The organism is Nanoarchaeota archaeon, from assembly GCA_018897155.1.
Lineage (GTDB): Archaea > EX4484-52 > EX4484-52 > EX4484-52 > LFW-46 > LFW-46.
The window spans coordinates 21,578-37,798 of sequence record JAHILE010000046.1; the positions used below are offsets into that span (position 1 = coordinate 21,578).

The following is a 16,221-nucleotide window of genomic DNA, read 5'->3' on the forward strand; positions in this document are numbered from 1 at the left end:
ATGCTTAGATTGAAATGACCGCTTCATTCATTTCGAAAACTTCGCCAGCGCATCATAATCTTTCATGAACCAGATAACTTTTTTTCCTGCGCCGATTTTCTGCACAATTTCTTTGTTGTCAATTTTTCCAGCATCTTTTAGCTTGTAGCAGTGAGTGTTTGCGGTGGACCAGGAAATGCCTAGTTTTTTCGCAAGCTTGTATGTAGAAACAGGCTCCGTCGATTCTCTTAGAGCCTTGAGTATCATTTCGCCTACCGGAATATTTTCTTTATGCTTGTCAGTCATAAGTCTATCTCCCCTATTAATATAGTGAGATACTGCTATATATAGATTTCGCAAAAGTTTATAAATGTATGTTATCATTATACGATGATGAAACATGTAGTTTTAGGCAAAAGCGATAATTACGAAAAATCTCTTGATAAACTAACTGCCGAGGGAATCGCTTTATGTATTGATGAAAAACAGGCAATAGAATTCATTCTTAAGCAAAAATTGCACCTTATATAAAAGCAGTTTTACTGAAGTTTTGCGTTTTTTGGGCAGTTGAGCTCAAATATCAATTCACAAAAACTGAAATTTGAGTGTGAATTTTAAAAAACGCAAAACTTGAACAGTTTTATTAACTTTCTCGCATAAGTATCATTTATGATCGAATACCTCGCTTTAATAATCGCGCTTCTGATTATTGTGATTTTCCTGCAGTTCAAGGAGCTGCGCATGCTTAAAGAAGAGCGCACGGAATTTGCGTCAAACAAGCAGCGCATTTTAACTAAGCACGGTCTGATTTTTGAGCAGCTGATTCCGTTCTCAAAGAACTTTCCGGGAGACGCGCGCGATTTTCGCTTTCTTGGCAATCCCATTGACGGCGTGATTTTTGCAAAGGACAAGGTGCAGTTTGTCGAGATAAAGATGAACACCTCGCAGTTGAACGACCGCCAAAAACAGATCAAGGAAATGATTGAAAAAAAGAAGGTCGAATGGGTGGAAGTCAGGGGGGATTAAATGTTTCTTTCGGCAATCCCTAACGCGCATATTTAAATAAGGCGGAGCATCATTCTAATAAAGGTCGTTAATATGCCAAAGCAATTTATAACTGAACTGAAGAAAGGAATGAAGGTCTCAAGCGTTTTTTCTGTCAAATACAAGGAGCCTATGCGCGAATACGGAAAGCCGTTCAAAGGATTTATGTTCTCTCTCGGGCTGTCGGACAAGACCGGCGAAATCTCGATGAATTTTTTCGGAAGCCCTGATGCTGCAGCGGTCCAGAAAGTCTATGACGGTTTTGGGGTCGGTGACGTGGTTTTTGTCGAAGGCAATGTTTCTGAATTCAACGGAAGGCTGAATGTAAATACAAGCCCGCCTGAAGGAACTGTGCGAAAGGCGAGAGATTCAGAATACAATATCGGCGATTTTGTTGCTGAGACAAACCAGAATGTTGATGAGATGATGAGTAAAATTGACGAGGTGCGCGCCGGAATCAAAAATTCGCATCTTAAGGCGCTGCTTGATAGCTTTTTCAATGATGCTGATTTTGTCAAGGCGTATAAGACAACTCCTGCGGCGATGTATATGCACCACAACTGCATCGGCGGGCTTCTTGAGCATAATTGGGGCGTGCTTCAATTATGCGAAGTTGAAGCAAAAATACATCCGTCACTTGATGCGGATTTGCTTTTCACAGGCGCAATACTGCACGATATCGGCAAAATCGCGGAATTCGAGACAACAACCCATATTAAAGTCAGCGAGGAAGGCATGCTGCGCGGCCATTCTTCGATAGGTGAAGAGATGATTCTTGAAAAAATCCGCAAAATCGAGGGATTCCCGAAGCAGTTGAAGCTGAAAATTGTGCACATGATTATTGCGCACCACGGCAAAAAGGACAACGGATGCGCAAAGGAGCCGCAGTTTCCCGAGGCTTACGCGCTTTATGCAGCAGATGAATTTGACGCCAAGATCACGCAATATATACGCATAAAGAAGGATTCGAATACAGAGGATTTTAGGGTTTATACAAAGAGATTGGGGGAAATATACCTGAAATAAAGCTATTTAAATTTAACTATTCATAAGTAGTATAGGTTTTATTATGGCTGAAGAAAAAACATTCAACTGGGGTTTGTATGAACGACTTTTCAAGTATTTTGAAAAGAATTCAATATCTTCTTTATCTGAAATTTCCAGGAGATTAAATATATCTATTAGCAAGCTCTATGAACCGTTACATCGTATCGAAAGCGAACATATTGTAGAAAAAATATTTCCCACTCCCGGATGTGAGGTATATTTTAAAAAGCTCGAAAAGAATTCTTAAAAGCGGCTCATAAGCTACTCCTTAAATCATCGTTGCTCAATCGCGGATACGATGAATATCGCGCTTTCGCTCCTCATCGCGCACTCATTCCGGGCGACTATTTCTTTTATGATGATGATGGATGATTAGTAAACAAAAGGTTTATAACTATCGAAAAATATAGTAGGCCTATGAGCGACACTATGAGCATAGACCGTCAACAGCTTATCTTGCAGAAGCTTGAAAAAATCCAGAAAGAAGTAGAAGAGATAAGAGAACACATGGTTGATGTTGATCGCATTATGTGCGAAGAGGACTACGAAGCCTTATTGAAGTTCAGGGAAGAAAAGGCGGCTGGTAGGCTTATTTCTCACGAGCAACTAAAGCAAGAACTGGAATTATAATGTTCAAAATCTTGTACTCGAATCAGGCATGTAATTTCTTAAAGAAGTCTGACAAGGTATTGGCGAAGAGGATAATCAGAAAAATTGAGGAGTTAGGAACCGAACCGGTTATTCACGATACCAAAATGCTTGAAGGATATAAAGAGAAGCTGTTCAGGGTCCGCATTGGAGATTATAGAATTCTCTACGAAGTAGATTACAAATTGAACATAATAGGCATTGTAAAAATAGACAAACGCTCAAAGGTTTATGATTAGCGGCTCATAAGCTACTCCTTAAATCATCGCGAACTCATTCTGGGGCGACTTAATCATTGCCAAGAGGTTATTGATTTCGGATATTTATAACCTCGCTTTAGCGAAGCGGGGTTTATCGATTATTTGATTCAGCTCTTCCTTCATCATTCATTTTCCACATCAGCCACGCGAATATTCCCGCTATTGGCGCCAAAATAATGCCAATTACCTGTATTATTGTAAATGCAGTTATGGCGCTGAATTGGGCGTAATATGTTTTTATCATAAAAACAACTTCAGAAGACTGCATCTGATTTTTAAGCATATCCATTCCGCCCGGAACTTCTTCAACAGATGCGCGCGTCTCTTCATCAATAGTCATTTTCAGCATTGTGTCAACAACATTATTTACGCCTTCCTCTGAGTAGGATGCATCTCCTGATACAGTTATATAAACAGAAAGCCCGATAAGAACGCTTGTCAGAAGAATGGATGTCCCGACAGCTCCGCGGATGATTCTTGCAGGCTTTAGTTCTTTGTAAGCTTTTGCATCATCTATCGGGCAATACTGCATGATTATTGCTGATAAGAACAGCCCTGCACCAAAAACAGCTCCTGTAAGTGATGATCCGATGAACATGAGTGAAAGCGGTATCATTATCATACTGGCAATTACAATAATCCAATCTATTTTTTGTGTGATGAGTGCGTAAATTCCGACAAATGCAAAAGAAAGCGCAAGCGCAAAAATTCCTGCAACAAGAGGTATTGTGTTCAAGAGCGGTGCCTGCGTCATTGTGCTATCGATTGTTTTTGAAAGAATGCTTTCAAGAAACACATCATTAAGCCCGGACAATTGAAATAGATAAATCGCAGCAGCTCCGAAGCTAATCATTCCAATTAGGGCAATCACTTGATTTCTTTCAATCATCAGACCATCTTTGTTTTTTATGGAAATTATATGTTGGCTTTCCTTTTGCTTTTCCATGTTCTTTGAATTGATTTATGAGGTTTTGATATACTTTATTTATGCTGAATTTGGCATCTTTCCGGATGTATTTGTATGGCTGTTCTTTTGGCTTCAGGTACCTTATGTCCTGCCTGTCTTTATTTATCATTTCATGTACTGCATCCGACGGGCTCCTTACCGATTTATGAATTGTGGTGTGTATGCCATCTTTTAAGCGTGTCAAGTAAGGTGTTTGATTTTTCTTGAAATATCCTTTGCCCGGAGTATAGCCTTCTTCGGGAAGCCACATATAGTAGACCAAGCCTGCAATTGAAATAATGAATGCTGCTATGAGCGTCATATTTCTTTTTTGGTTTTCTTTCTTTTCAACAATCTGCGTTTCGGTAGAAATGAGCTGTTTTATCTCTGGCAGAAGCGCTTCTATGTCTTTTTTGTTATTATATGCTGTAAGGTAATCGCCTTTCAATATGGCCTGTTCGGCTTCAAGCCTTAATCTTTCAACTTCGGCAAGCTTTTTTGAAGCAATTGTCACGTTTATATTATTCGTGTTTTCAAGAAGCTTTGAAATGCTGATATTTAATTCCTTTATTTGCGCAAGAATTTCGTCAAACGATATATCAATCTGCTTCTTTGTATCATTTCCCGGCAGCACCAGAAGCACAAATGTTATTAGTTTAAAGGAATTTGCTTCACTGCCTGATGCGTTAGCGGTTATTGTATAGGTTGCAACTGTGGCATTAAGAGGAACTGATATGTTTGTCGTTACATAAACCGTTTCTTTTGGAACCACCATCTTTACTTTAGTTGAATTATACCATTTTCCCCAGGAAGCCATATCTGGATTGGTGAGGCTGACAGACAGGTTGTATACGGTTCCGTTTCCCAGGTTCTTTATCGCAAAGATTATGTTTGTTGAAGCCCCCTGTTCAATCATGACTGTCTTGCTGTAATTTGTTATGTTTATAGTATATGTGAAATACCTTATTATCGCAACACTGCCGGATGATGAGCTTGAAGCTGTGTCTACTGTATTGCTTGAATTTAATACAGATACATTTTGTGTTATGGCTGTTGCATTGTATGTCGCGCCGTCTGTATCAAGGCCACCGGCAGTTGCAGTAAGAATGTAACTTCCGATAGTTGTTGAATTATATCTTATTATGCAGTCTGCGACTGTTTCATATGAAGCGTTTGATGCTGCCAAAAGAGTTGCGCTGTAATTGCATGCAATGCTTCGGACATGCGTAGAGTTGTAAGCCAGAGTGAGGCTGCTGCTATTTGTATAGACCGTTATGTTTATGTTGTTTATATCGATTGTGCCGGTATTTTTCACTTGCAGGCTTATTATTCTTGTTGCGTCTCCATTTATTAAATCGATATCAAACGAAGATGCATAGAATTTTATTGCCATGTTCGGCGCTTTCATTGAATAATTGTTGGATGTTCTGTTGTCTTCTCCGTAATATTCTATTGATTTATTGTCTTTTATAGATACGCGGATGAAGTGGTTTCCGTATTCCGCGCGATTATTTGCGTCTTTTGCAGGCGTGGTTATGTTCATGGAATATATTCCGCTTGAATTTTGCGAACTGTTGAAATATGAAATATTTGCGACCCTTGACGATGTGTTTGTGCCGTTGTCATATGTGTATATGTCATATATTGTAAAATTTGTCTGATTGAGGCCAGTAACTGCGCTGCCGTTCTGGTATTTTACAGTTATATTTATGCTAACATTATCACCCGGTTTTGGCGCTCGTGTTGTAATGTTCGCGCTTGTATTGAGCCCTGTAAAAAGAATGAATGTGCCATCGTTATTATTTTCATTAGATTCATTAACTAAATTTCCATAATCTGCAGATACTGTAATGGTATGCGAGCCATAGCCGGTCACATTTACGCCAGAGATGTTAAATGTTATGTTTGCGCTATTCCCGTTTGTAAGCGTTTCATTGCTTATGTTTTGCAGTCCAATTGGTGTTGCAGAGCCTTCCCAGAAAAGCGCAACAGTCATATTTGATGTTGAATTTAGCGTTCCGGAATTCTTGATTGTCGCGTTTATTGTCAGGTTGCTTCCCGGAATGGGGTTGTTTCCGTTGGATGAATTTATGAGCCTGATATCCGTAACCGTAAAGTCGGTGGCATTGCCAATAATGAAGGTATAATTCTCTAATGCAAAAGAGCTGTTTGACACCGCGTCATAGCATTCGACATTCCATAAATAAGTTCCGTTGCCAAGCACATTGCTTTCAAATATGAATGCGGTTTGGGTATTGTTTACAATTGTATCATTGGTCATGTTTACAGCCCATGTTCCCGTGGTGTTTGTCCACAGGCTGCAGTTGCTGATTGCGGTGACAGCGTCTGTTGCTTTGAATGTGAAATTTGTCTTTCCGTTAGTATTCCATTCGCCGTTTGCAGGAGAGTTAAGAATAATGGAAGGCGCAGACAGATCAATTCCAATATTGTATGCAGTGCTTGTGTTTGTGTTATTCGCGAGATCTGTGCAGGAGATATTCCATAGATGCCTGCCTTCAGAAAGCGTGGAGTTAAGTATTGTTTCTGTGTTGTTTGCTGTTGATGAATTTGTATTTTTTAGAATGCCGTCAATATAAAGCGAACAATTTAGTGCTGTGTTGTCAGTTGCGTTGAAGCTGAAATTTGCAGTTGCGTTAGTTGTGTTCAGGCCGTTTGCAGGGCTGTTATGGATGATTGTTGCATTCTGCAGGTCTACAAAAATCCAAGTTGATGTGGCGTTTTCACTTTCACCGGTTTCATTGACCGCGCTGATGTTGAATGTGTAATTGCCGTTGTTTACAACTACAGAAAAAAGTGTTCCGTTTTCGCTCGTATTATTTAGCAGCATGACAAAGCCAGACGCGTTATGGACGTATATGGAATAATTCAATATGTTGCCGTTCGACAGGTTTCCAGTCCAGTTTATGGAAAACGCGCCATTTGCGTAGTGTTCGCTGGCGTTCTGGTAGAATGTTATCGAGTTTGGCTTTGCCGGAGCAGCATATGCTGCGTATGCAATAAGGAATATGGCAGTCAATGCGAAAAGAATCTTCCTAATGCTATCCCCTTCAGAACGGCGCATATTATACTTTCGGGCGGGAAGTATATAAACCTGTGGGGCGCTCTTTCATAAGAGCCCTTTCTTTTTCAGGTGCTCAACAACCTGTTTTATCCTCTCTTCATGGCTTCCTTTTATTACGATGTATTCCGCCCCAAGGGCATCGAGGACGCTCAAAAAATAATTATGCAGCTCCCACTGATAGTTTTTTTCTGTCGCCCTGAAGCCGTCTTTGGTTATTTCCTTATCTGTCGGGCTTACAACGATTCCGAAGTCGTAGGTCTTAATCCATTCAAGAACTGTTGTCAAAATAATGTTGTATTCTTTTTCGGACATTTTCTTTCCGTCAAAAAGCATTGTGCTGTAAACTGCCTGGTCAAGCATTCCCCTGTCGCATAGAAGGAACTGGGGCATGTGCTTTAGTTTCTGGATCTCGCGGTAATGCTGGTGCTCGATTACCCACATTTCGGTCTTGAAATTCGCTCCTTTGTCAATCGGAAAAGGGCAATCCCGGATTACTTCATCAATCCACTCAACTGTCTTGTCACGCCACTTTAATTCTCCTATGAGGCCGTGGATAAGCGCGGTCTTTCCGACGCCGGGTCCGCCGGATATCCAAATTTTGTGGAACTCCTTGCGGCCATTCTTTAAAGAATTCAATCTTGTTTTCAATCCCTCATTAATTTGTTTCTCTGATGTCTGCATAGAATCAACAATTTTTAATTATCTCGTAAATTTAATAAATACGCGGTGATGTTTGATTGATGTGCCTTTTGACACTGAGCTATAAAGAATATATGCTAGCTCATCCTATTACAAATATGTACTCCGAACTTCTTGTTGCAGCCGGGGCAATATTCCTTATCTATTCGTTGTATCTTTCAAAAGAAGTCGCACGGCTCATAGAATGGCGCTACCTCAAAAAGCCATGGCGCGTGTTACGCATCCTTATGCTTTTCGCCCTTGCAGGATATCTTATTCGTCTGCGCGTCATTATCATTTCCGGAATGCCTGATTTGCTGCTTGATTCAATACTGTTTTTTTGGGCTGTGTTTGCTATGATTGCAATAAGGGCGATCTATTATATTGTTGACTGGCTGAAAGGCAGTGAAAGGGAAGTGTATATCGGCAGGCACTTTATTGAATCCGGCCAGAACACGATAGATAAGCTTAGAAATGAATTTGAGTTAAAGAATGAGGAATTGGATAAAATTCTCGTAGACCTGTATGCACTGCAAAATTTGCTTGAGAAAGGCGGTCTAAAGCGTTCTGTTACTGAAAAGAAGAGATTGAATAAAATACTTAATGAATTAAATCTTGAGGTGGATGCTTACAAACTCACCCACATAAACGGGAGAAAAACAAATGTTTGATAAGAACGGGTGTATGCTGCAATACCGACCTTTGTTAGTTTTATTAAGTCTGTGTTTCTTAAAAGAAAATGCATTTAAAAGGAATTATCTATGCTTCTCGTTTACACCATTTAGCAAATTGCGGTAAGTTTTTATAAAACTTGTTGCTATTGCAGTTTTATCCTTCTTGTCAAAAATTATATTCTGAATTGAATCTAACGCGCGTTTCTTTATTATCGTTTCATATACCCCGCTGCAAGCAGGCTGTCCAACAATAGGTTAAATACAAAGATCATTAGCAGCCACAAAAATTGTGCCTGAGGAAAGCTTTAGTTTACTTCTCTTTTGTAATATTGTGTAAATTCTTCTCAAATTTGATGCGGCACATACGAGATTGAACTCATTTTTTACTGTTTCAAGATGCCTTGTAAGAAATGCACGAAATCCTTTGTTTTCTTTGATATCGCCGAAAACAGGTTCAACTGTTTCCGCACGCAGTTTGTATGTTTCTTTTGCATTTTGAGTTTTTATTTTGTCGTCCATTGCTTTGCGTTCTTTTTCAAAAGGAAAAACTTTTATGCGTCGAATGCCCTTTTTTGATTTGGTGCAATTTTGTTGGCATAAACACGTTTTGCACGATTGCCCTTTATAAAGCCTCACTCTTTTCTTTTTGCTTTTATCGAATTGTTCGCCAGTGAATGTTAGAGAATTGTTTGTAGGACAGGTGAAAGCGTCTTTTTCTGCATCGTAAATAAAATGTTTTTTATCAAAAGGATTATCGGTTTTATTCAAATTGTCTGGAATATATCCGTTAATTTTTTTATCTGAAAGAAATTTTATGTTTCCGCTTTCATAAAAACCTTTGTCAAAACTCCACGGAACATTTGGCAATGTTCCTAGATTTTCTTCAGTCATATTGACTTGCGGCTGAAGCTGATATAGGTCATTAGGATCTTGACAAACATCGTTTGCCAGAATAATGCCGTTTTTGCCAACAGTTATTTGAACATTGTAGGATAATTCAATTTTTCCTTTTTTGTTTTTCATGAAACGGCTGTCGCCATCAGTTAGGCTGATTTTTTCTAAATTTTTATCTTTCAATTCTTTTTTTGCATCGTTTATCTTTTCGTTTATCGTCTGCTTAAATTCAATGCCTAAGCATTTTGTTTCTTTAATATAACGCTTAACAGTGGCTTTGATTCTTTTCTTGCTACTGTTCGGCAATTGGTCGAAACCTCTAAGATTCTCAAATTTTTTATCTTCTATTTGATCCTGTTTTGTCCATTCTTCAAGTTCATTGTTGATAAATGTATCCAAAATATCCAACTCCTGTTTTGTAAGAACTTTTTTGTTGGATGCATTTGCTTTTACCTTACTTCCGTCAGTTGAAAGATGGCTCAAATCAAGCGCTCCTTCTTCTTTTGCAAGAATTAATGTGTGTTTAAAGACAATTTTTAATAATTCGGGATTATTTTTTCGAAAATCGCTTATTGTTCTGAAGTCGGGTGATAGCTTTTCTGACAAATAAATGTATATAATATTTTCTCTTGCATTTTTTGCAAGCATTCTTGAAGAACGCACTTTATCAAGAATACCCATAACCAATATTTTCAATAATATTCTTGGATGATATGCTGGATGTCCAACACCAGCATATTTCTTCATAAAAAAAGAAAAATCAAGTGACTCTACAAGTGATTCTGCAAGAAAACAAACATGATCTTTGGGAATCATATCTTCAATTCTTGGCGGCAAAAGCCAATTTTGCGATTTGAACGATTTGATGAAAGCCATTAGCAATCCCCTTTCTTTTTGTTTTTTGGCTTAACCGCTTCCAAGTATTTGCTTTTATGAAATACTTTGTTCCCTAAACGATAACTTGTTCGCTCATAGCGATATTTTCTCCCATTTATTGATTTTATTTCGAGATAAGTCATGTTTACACCTCATAATATTTAGGGTGCACAAGTATATAAATGTATTGCAGCATAGTGATTTTACTTGAGAAGTGGCGAATAATTATCGGACAGCCTGCTTGCTGCAGGGAGGTTCACTACGATTTGCATATTGATTATATGGGTACATTTGTTTATATGCCTTAAATGCAAATGAAACTTTTGCAGAAAGTATGGTATATTGGCGCGAAAAAGGCGAAAAGAATCAAGAAATTGGTTGAGCGGGAATCTGAATAGTGATTCTTTCTATCGGCAACACATAGGGATTAATTATATATGCCGCGCAAATGAATTTTATCTATGGGCAACTTGCTTTCGAAATTGGAAGTTGAGCTTAAGTTGCGAGGGTTCAGCAAGAAGACTGTGAAGTCGTATATGTTCCATACGTCTTGTTTTCTGAATAAAGTTGGGGCACAAGCTTCTGACGAAACTGTTAAAAGGTATTTCGCAGAGCTTTCCGAGCGGATGGAACCAAGAACAATAAACCAAAGAATAAGTGCGATAAAGTTCTTTTATAGAAATATTCTTGGAAAAGATCTATTCATACATCATATGAAAAAGTCTAACAGAATTCCAGAAATCCTGATAAAAGAGGAAATGCGAAAAATGATAACGTCGATTTTAAATACAAAGCACAGGCTTCTTGTGGAAACAATTTACGGCTGCGGATTGCGAGTGTCTGAGGCTGCAAATCTGAAAAAATGCGACCTTCGATTTGGCGAAGGCGTACTTTTCGTAAGGCAGGGAAAGGGAAACAAAGACAGGATTGTTTCTTTGCCAGCAACACTTTCGAAACGGCTTGAATCATACCTAATTTTGCGTAATTACGAAAATCCTTGACAATAATGTCGATTCAAAAAATCGTGGATAATGCCGCCATGAAGGCAGGCATAACAAAAAACGTGCACCCCCATATTTTGCGCCACAGCTATGCGACGCATTTGCTTGAAAACGGCACAGATATTCGAATAATCCAGAGATTGCTTGGCCATTCGGATGTACGGACAACCGAGCTTTATACGCATGTCTCAAGCGCACTGATACGAAACGTCAAAAGCCCGTTGGATGCCCTAGATGATCCCACAGTAGGTATAACATCACCTAAAAGCGCGAAAAATCATGAAAATCCAAACCATTGATTATCGGATTTTCAAGCTTTTTTATTACATAATACGCTCAATACCGTAATAAAAAACAAACAAAAGTATAGTTAACGCTCAATAGGCGCGCAAAAAACAAATAAAAGTACGCTTTTTATCCTTAGAGGGCATACAAAACAAACTTTTGTATGCCCAATAACGAGTTGTGCGAAATTGCGAGCCCACAGAATAACATTTATAACGAATAACGAGCAATAACAATATATGAAACTGAAAACCCTAAGTATGGTGAGTGCATTTCTTATAGCGATTATACTTATTTCCGGCTGCATCGGCCAAAAGACAAGCGTCCTGAAAAATGAATCAGTCATATCAAATAATACACATATTTCGACTTCAAACATAAGACATGATACATTATTTAACAAAAGCTGGCTTAACGAAGGTGCTATCTATAATGTGAATATCGCCCAGTTTGATACTAAAAAAACATACTCAGAATTGACACAGTTAGTCCCAAAATTAAAAGAACTTGGGATTAAAACAATATATCTTGCACCGATATGGAATTCAATCGAAACCCAACAAAGCAGAACATCCGGCTACAGCCTGATAAATAGCGAGTTAAATCCCAATTATGGGACAGAGGAAGATTTGAAAAATTTAATCGACACGGTCCATGCTAACGATATGAGGATACTTTTTGATTTAGTTATATCGTACCGGCCAGATACAAGCATAGAATACAAGAATTCTCCCGAGATGTTTCTTCATTATAAAAATGATGGTTCTGTCTATAAATGGAGGTGGGGGTATTCGACAGACCAAACCAGTACAGCGTTTATTGTCGATATGTCGAATATGGCAGAATATTATGTCAAAAACTTTAATATTGATGGCTGGAGAGTTGATGCTCCGCAAGTAAACATAAAGGAAGGCGATGAGAAAAATTTGTTATTGGGAAACGGAACACCGATTCATTCGAATTACGGAGCCGCCGAGCTTTTAAAAGAAGTTAAAAGAAAAATTACGGCCATAAAATCCGATGCAATATTATACACTGAACTGCCAGGTCCTCTTTGTGAACGAACTCCACAAACCTGCGATACTGCTTTTGATGAGTATGCTGAAATATCATATAATTGGTATTTTTCGGGATGGCTGGATTATGCGACAAGAATCCCCATCGGACCCATTACATATAAAAATGGATTTCTCGATAATGTTGTTGCCAACAAAACAACTTCTCAAGATTTGGTTAATTATTTGATAAATGAAAATATAAAGAACGATCGCACTAGATCTCATTTTTCTGAAAATCATGATACCCAAAGAGTGCAAGCGGTCTATCCGAAACAGAATAAAGCTTTAATGGCTTTGATCTCAACGATTCCAGGAGTACCTATGATACATGCTGGGCAGGAAACAGGAAATACAAAAAAACAAGTTGTTGATTTATCTGGTTATGATACCAATTCAGATCTATGGCAGTTTTACAGCAAAGTGCTAAATATTCGTAACTCCAATAATGCTCTTAAATATGGCGAAATCAAAAATATCTGGAAAGACGGAGATAATGTTTACGCTTATTCTAGAACTTACGGAAATGAAACTGTTGTTGTTGTGATAAATTTTGGTGACCTACAAACGACGAGCATTTTGGATATGCCTTTCAAGAAAGGCGATATGCTTAAAGATGAGCTTTCTGGAGAATCATTTACAATTACAAACGCGGCTAATTTCCAAATATATGTATCTGCTTATGGTTCTAAAATCTTGAGTTTGAAAGAATAAGACGACGGGGGCGGGCTCGCAACTCAAATTGCTTCGCAATTTGCCCTTCGGGTCGCACAACAAACGGCTTTACGGTTCGCCTGCGGGCTCGCCCAAATCGGCTATCGCCGACTTCATAAACCCGCCGAGTTAAACGAAATGTAAAAAACAGATTAACTTATTCAAGTTTTGCGTTTTTTAAAATTCACACTCAAATTTCAGTTTTTGTGAATTGATATTTGAGCTCAACTGCCCAAAAAACGCAAAACTTCAGTTAACTTACTTCTCAAAGAACTTTCTTACCATCGGATTCATATCTTCCAGATGCTGCATTGCAAGCTGCTCGTACATCTGATATATTATCATCACAGTAAGCAGAAGTCCTGTTCCTCGTACAATAGATCCTGAAAAGTCTGCGATAGATGCAAGAAGCCCGACAAACGCGCCGCCAAGAATTGCAAGAGGCGTGATATATCTTTGAAGAACGGATTCGATAATCCTTGGGTCGCGCCTAAATCCAGGAATCTGCATGCCGCTGCGTAGTATTTGGTTTGCTACGCTGCGCGCGTCCATCCCCGACGTATTGACCCAAAAAAGAGAAAATACTGTTGAACCGACAACCATGAATAATGTGTAGGTTATCACTCTGATGATTTCATCCGGTATGAAGTTTAGATTAATGATATTAAACATAAACTGATGTGGTGGTGTAATGTAATGAACAATGCCAGATACTGCCTGGTTTCCTTCATAGCAGCCAAGAAGCCCACACATCTTGCTTGTTCCTTCAACTGCAGTTTTTGCAATAAGCCTTGCCCAGACTTCTATATTTATCAGGACTGCTGCTGTAAGAATAACCGGCATGACTGAAGTGTATATAAATTTAAGCGGCCATTTTCTGCCGAATCCACGGAATGCGCCAAATGCTAGAGGTATTTCGACTCGAAGGGCTTGTCCATACACTACGAGCGCGAATACGAGAAACGTTGCGAGAAGCGGCAGAATGTATATTGAAAGCGCGCCAAAGGATATATTTCCGCGAAGTATGTTGTCAAAAAGCGCCGGAACAACACCTATAAATTCTCCTGTCGCTGATTGTGCAAGATTGAACATAGCAATGAAAAGCTGCTTCCCGATTCCGGCAGCGATGAACAGGGAGACGCCGGAGCCGAAACCCCATTTGCTGACGATTTCATCCATTAGTATTACGAGCCATCCGCCAAGTGTGAGCTGGAATATTATAAGGAAAATCGTCAAGGGTGCAAAATCAACCGGCTGTATCGCCCCTAAAAAAGTGTATGCTGCAGCCTCAATTATTGTGAATAAATATGCAAGAAGCTTCTGAGTTCCCTGGAATTTTGCGCGGCCCGCATGCGTGGCCATATCCCATTTAACCATCCCAGATCCTACAAAAAGCTGAAGCATTATACTTGCTGTGACTATCGGGCCGATGCCAAGAGTTATCAATGTACCAAAAGACGCACCCATAAGCGCGGCAAGCTGGGCTAATTGAGAAAGCTGCTGCTGGTTTATTCCGTAAATATAAACTTCGCTCAAAAAGAAATATAGAACAAGAATTATCAATGTCCAGCGTATGCGCACTTTGAAATTCTGTTTTTCAACTGGCTTTGTCACGCCCGGAATTTTTTGAATGATTGAATCAAGAGACATTGAAGTTACCTGCATTAATCGATACGCGCTGGAGAATTCTTAGTTTGACAAGCTATATATAATTATCGAAGCGTTACTTATCTGCCTTTTTCGGCTTCACTGCCTTTTCTTTTGGCGCTTTTTTCCCAGTATCCTTTGCTTTGACTTTGGCCTTATGCGCTTCTTTTGGGCTATCTTTTTTTGCTTCTTTTTCTTCTTTGATTATTTCACCTTCGGCCTTTCCGCCGGCAGCTTCAATCTTTTTCTTCGCGCCTGCTGAAAACTTAGGTGCATTTATTATCATTTTTCTTGAAATATTTCCTGAGCCAAGAACCTTGTCAAAACCTGCTTTTTCCAGATCAACAATAATTATGCCTTTTTCCTCGATAGCAATCTTTTTAGCAAGCCATTTTTCAACATTTGCCTCGATTGAAACAAGATTTATCGCGCATTTCACAAACAATTTCTGGCGCGGCCTTACAAATCCGTGCGAGCCGAGATTCTTTATTCCAAGAGAATTAAGCAAGCTCATCTTGTGCTGACCGCGTTTTCCCATACCGGCATTACCTACCCCGCCTCTGCTTCCTTTTCCTCGGTGTTTCTTCGGGCTTCCCCAGCCATAAGTGCGGCTGCCTCGTAATCTCCTGTTTTTCTTGTGTTTGTTTACGACCATTTAAAACCATTCCCCATTTTTAGCCATTCACCTTTCACTCTGGGCTAAAAAGCCTTGAACGAAGTGAAAGGATTTTCATTGGGTTTTAAAGCCGAAAGCGACGCGCATGATGGTTCATAATGCGTCGCGAACGGATTTTTAACCATATACCCAATGCATTGGGTTAAAATCATTAGATTATCGTTTTATTTCAAAAGCATCAAATTCATTCTTTGCATCTTCGTAACTTACATCAGCTTTGCTTACGATTTGAGTTCCCAGTATTTCCCGGGATTTGAGGATTTTCACTAGCTTTTTTATTGTTTCCTCTTCGTCCTCGACAACTACTTTTACTGTTCCGTTGGGCAGATTCTGGACATAACCTTTGAGGCCCATGTCCTGCGCGATTGCCTTTGTTGATGCGCGAAACCCGACACCCTGCACTGATCCGTGAACAATGATTGTTGCGCGAACTTGCATAAGACCACCGGCTATACAAAACACGGCTTGCAGGCGCCCGAAGTTTTATAAACCGTGTCGTTTGTTTCCAAACAAAATTCACATATTTTGCTTAGTTGCTTAGGCGGCTCGGACATATTACTCGAATTTATTTCTTCGAAGGCAATGCCGCCTTTCAAGTCCGAATATTTTGCTGTGGCTTCTTTTTCAGCCAGCCAATTCAGCGCAAAATATGTTAGGATTATGGTAATTATTATGCCCGCTATTTGATATTTTATCATTTTTTGCAGATAAATCC

The 16,221-nt window shown here is 39.3% G+C and carries 19 protein-coding genes; 10 read left to right on the plus strand and 9 right to left on the minus strand.

Annotation, left to right across the window (positions count from 1 at the left end):
• Positions 1-27: 27 nt before the first annotated feature.
• Complete coding sequence (locus KKB09_06015) at positions 28-285, minus strand: HTH domain-containing protein (GenBank protein ID MBU4300745.1); 258 nt, start codon at positions 283-285, stop codon at positions 28-30.
• 87 nt (positions 286-372) lie between these two features.
• Between KKB09_06015 and KKB09_06020 the strand changes: the two genes are divergently transcribed.
• The 6 genes from KKB09_06020 to KKB09_06045 all read left to right on the plus strand — a co-directional run bounded on the left by KKB09_06020 (position 373) and on the right by KKB09_06045 (position 2,957).
• The gene (locus KKB09_06020; protein MBU4300746.1) at positions 373-510 is read left to right on the plus strand and encodes a hypothetical protein; all 138 of its coding nucleotides are present in this window, start codon (positions 373-375) and stop codon (positions 508-510) included.
• A 138-nt stretch (positions 511-648) separates the two neighbouring features.
• Complete coding sequence (locus tag KKB09_06025) at positions 649-1,005, plus strand: hypothetical protein (GenBank protein MBU4300747.1); 357 nt, start codon at positions 649-651, stop codon at positions 1,003-1,005.
• 72 nt (positions 1,006-1,077) lie between these two features.
• On the plus strand, positions 1,078-2,049 hold the full coding sequence (locus KKB09_06030; GenBank protein ID MBU4300748.1) for an HD domain-containing protein: 972 nt from the start codon (positions 1,078-1,080) through the stop codon (positions 2,047-2,049).
• A 43-nt stretch (positions 2,050-2,092) separates the two neighbouring features.
• On the plus strand, positions 2,093-2,317 hold the full coding sequence (locus KKB09_06035; protein MBU4300749.1) for a hypothetical protein: 225 nt from the start codon (positions 2,093-2,095) through the stop codon (positions 2,315-2,317).
• 170 nt (positions 2,318-2,487) lie between these two features.
• Positions 2,488-2,700 carry a hypothetical protein gene (locus tag KKB09_06040; GenBank protein ID MBU4300750.1) on the plus strand — a complete coding sequence of 71 codons (213 nt, stop codon included), beginning with the start codon at positions 2,488-2,490 and terminating at the stop codon, positions 2,698-2,700.
• The gene (locus tag KKB09_06045) at positions 2,700-2,957 is read left to right on the plus strand and encodes a type II toxin-antitoxin system RelE/ParE family toxin (GenBank protein MBU4300751.1); all 258 of its coding nucleotides are present in this window, start codon (positions 2,700-2,702) and stop codon (positions 2,955-2,957) included. Before KKB09_06040 ends, KKB09_06045 begins: the two co-directional genes overlap by 1 nt.
• Before the next feature lie 112 nt (positions 2,958-3,069).
• On the opposite strand, the gene KKB09_06050 is transcribed toward KKB09_06045, so the two are convergent.
• From KKB09_06050 to KKB09_06060, 3 genes are read right to left on the minus strand one after another with little or no spacing between them, the layout of a single operon-like run.
• Complete coding sequence (locus KKB09_06050; protein MBU4300752.1) at positions 3,070-3,867, minus strand: hypothetical protein; 798 nt, start codon at positions 3,865-3,867, stop codon at positions 3,070-3,072.
• Positions 3,860-7,006 (minus strand): hypothetical protein, encoded by a 3,147-nt coding sequence (locus KKB09_06055; GenBank protein ID MBU4300753.1) that lies wholly within the window; start codon positions 7,004-7,006, stop codon positions 3,860-3,862. The genes KKB09_06050 and KKB09_06055 overlap by 8 nt, the downstream gene beginning before the upstream one ends.
• Positions 7,007-7,051: 45 nt before the next feature.
• Positions 7,052-7,687 (minus strand): ATP-binding protein, encoded by a 636-nt coding sequence (locus KKB09_06060; GenBank protein ID MBU4300754.1) that lies wholly within the window; start codon positions 7,685-7,687, stop codon positions 7,052-7,054.
• Between the two features lie 116 nt (positions 7,688-7,803).
• Between KKB09_06060 and KKB09_06065 the strand changes: the two genes are divergently transcribed.
• Entirely contained in the window at positions 7,804-8,355 is a 552-nt protein-coding gene (locus tag KKB09_06065) for a hypothetical protein (GenBank protein MBU4300755.1), read from the plus strand.
• A 258-nt stretch (positions 8,356-8,613) separates the two neighbouring features.
• On the opposite strand, the gene KKB09_06070 is transcribed toward KKB09_06065, so the two are convergent.
• Complete coding sequence (locus KKB09_06070) at positions 8,614-10,128, minus strand: IS1182 family transposase (protein ID MBU4300756.1); 1,515 nt, start codon at positions 10,126-10,128, stop codon at positions 8,614-8,616.
• Between the two features lie 461 nt (positions 10,129-10,589).
• Here KKB09_06070 and KKB09_06075 point away from each other — a divergent pair, with 461 nt between their 5' ends.
• The 3 genes from KKB09_06075 to KKB09_06085 all read left to right on the plus strand — a co-directional run bounded on the left by KKB09_06075 (position 10,590) and on the right by KKB09_06085 (position 13,183).
• The gene (locus KKB09_06075) at positions 10,590-11,129 is read left to right on the plus strand and encodes a site-specific integrase (protein ID MBU4300757.1); all 540 of its coding nucleotides are present in this window, start codon (positions 10,590-10,592) and stop codon (positions 11,127-11,129) included.
• 5 nt (positions 11,130-11,134) lie between these two features.
• Entirely contained in the window at positions 11,135-11,428 is a 294-nt protein-coding gene (locus KKB09_06080) for a tyrosine-type recombinase/integrase (GenBank protein ID MBU4300758.1), read from the plus strand.
• A 225-nt stretch (positions 11,429-11,653) separates the two neighbouring features.
• The gene (locus KKB09_06085) at positions 11,654-13,183 is read left to right on the plus strand and encodes an alpha-glucosidase C-terminal domain-containing protein (GenBank protein MBU4300759.1); all 1,530 of its coding nucleotides are present in this window, start codon (positions 11,654-11,656) and stop codon (positions 13,181-13,183) included.
• 258 nt (positions 13,184-13,441) lie between these two features.
• Here the strand turns inward: KKB09_06085 and secY are convergent, their stop codons facing one another.
• The 4 genes from secY to KKB09_06105 all read right to left on the minus strand — a co-directional run bounded on the left by secY (position 13,442) and on the right by KKB09_06105 (position 16,204).
• Positions 13,442-14,833, minus strand: coding sequence for a preprotein translocase subunit SecY (gene secY / locus KKB09_06090; protein ID MBU4300760.1), 1,392 nt, complete (start codon positions 14,831-14,833; stop codon positions 13,442-13,444).
• Between the two features lie 73 nt (positions 14,834-14,906).
• Entirely contained in the window at positions 14,907-15,485 is a 579-nt protein-coding gene (locus tag KKB09_06095; GenBank protein MBU4300761.1) for a 50S ribosomal protein L15, read from the minus strand.
• Positions 15,486-15,662: 177 nt separating this feature from the next.
• Positions 15,663-15,944 carry an acylphosphatase gene (locus tag KKB09_06100; GenBank protein ID MBU4300762.1) on the minus strand — a complete coding sequence of 94 codons (282 nt, stop codon included), beginning with the start codon at positions 15,942-15,944 and terminating at the stop codon, positions 15,663-15,665.
• A gap of 11 nt (positions 15,945-15,955) precedes the next feature.
• Entirely contained in the window at positions 15,956-16,204 is a 249-nt protein-coding gene (locus tag KKB09_06105) for a hypothetical protein (protein ID MBU4300763.1), read from the minus strand.
• Positions 16,205-16,221: the final 17 nt, after the last annotated feature.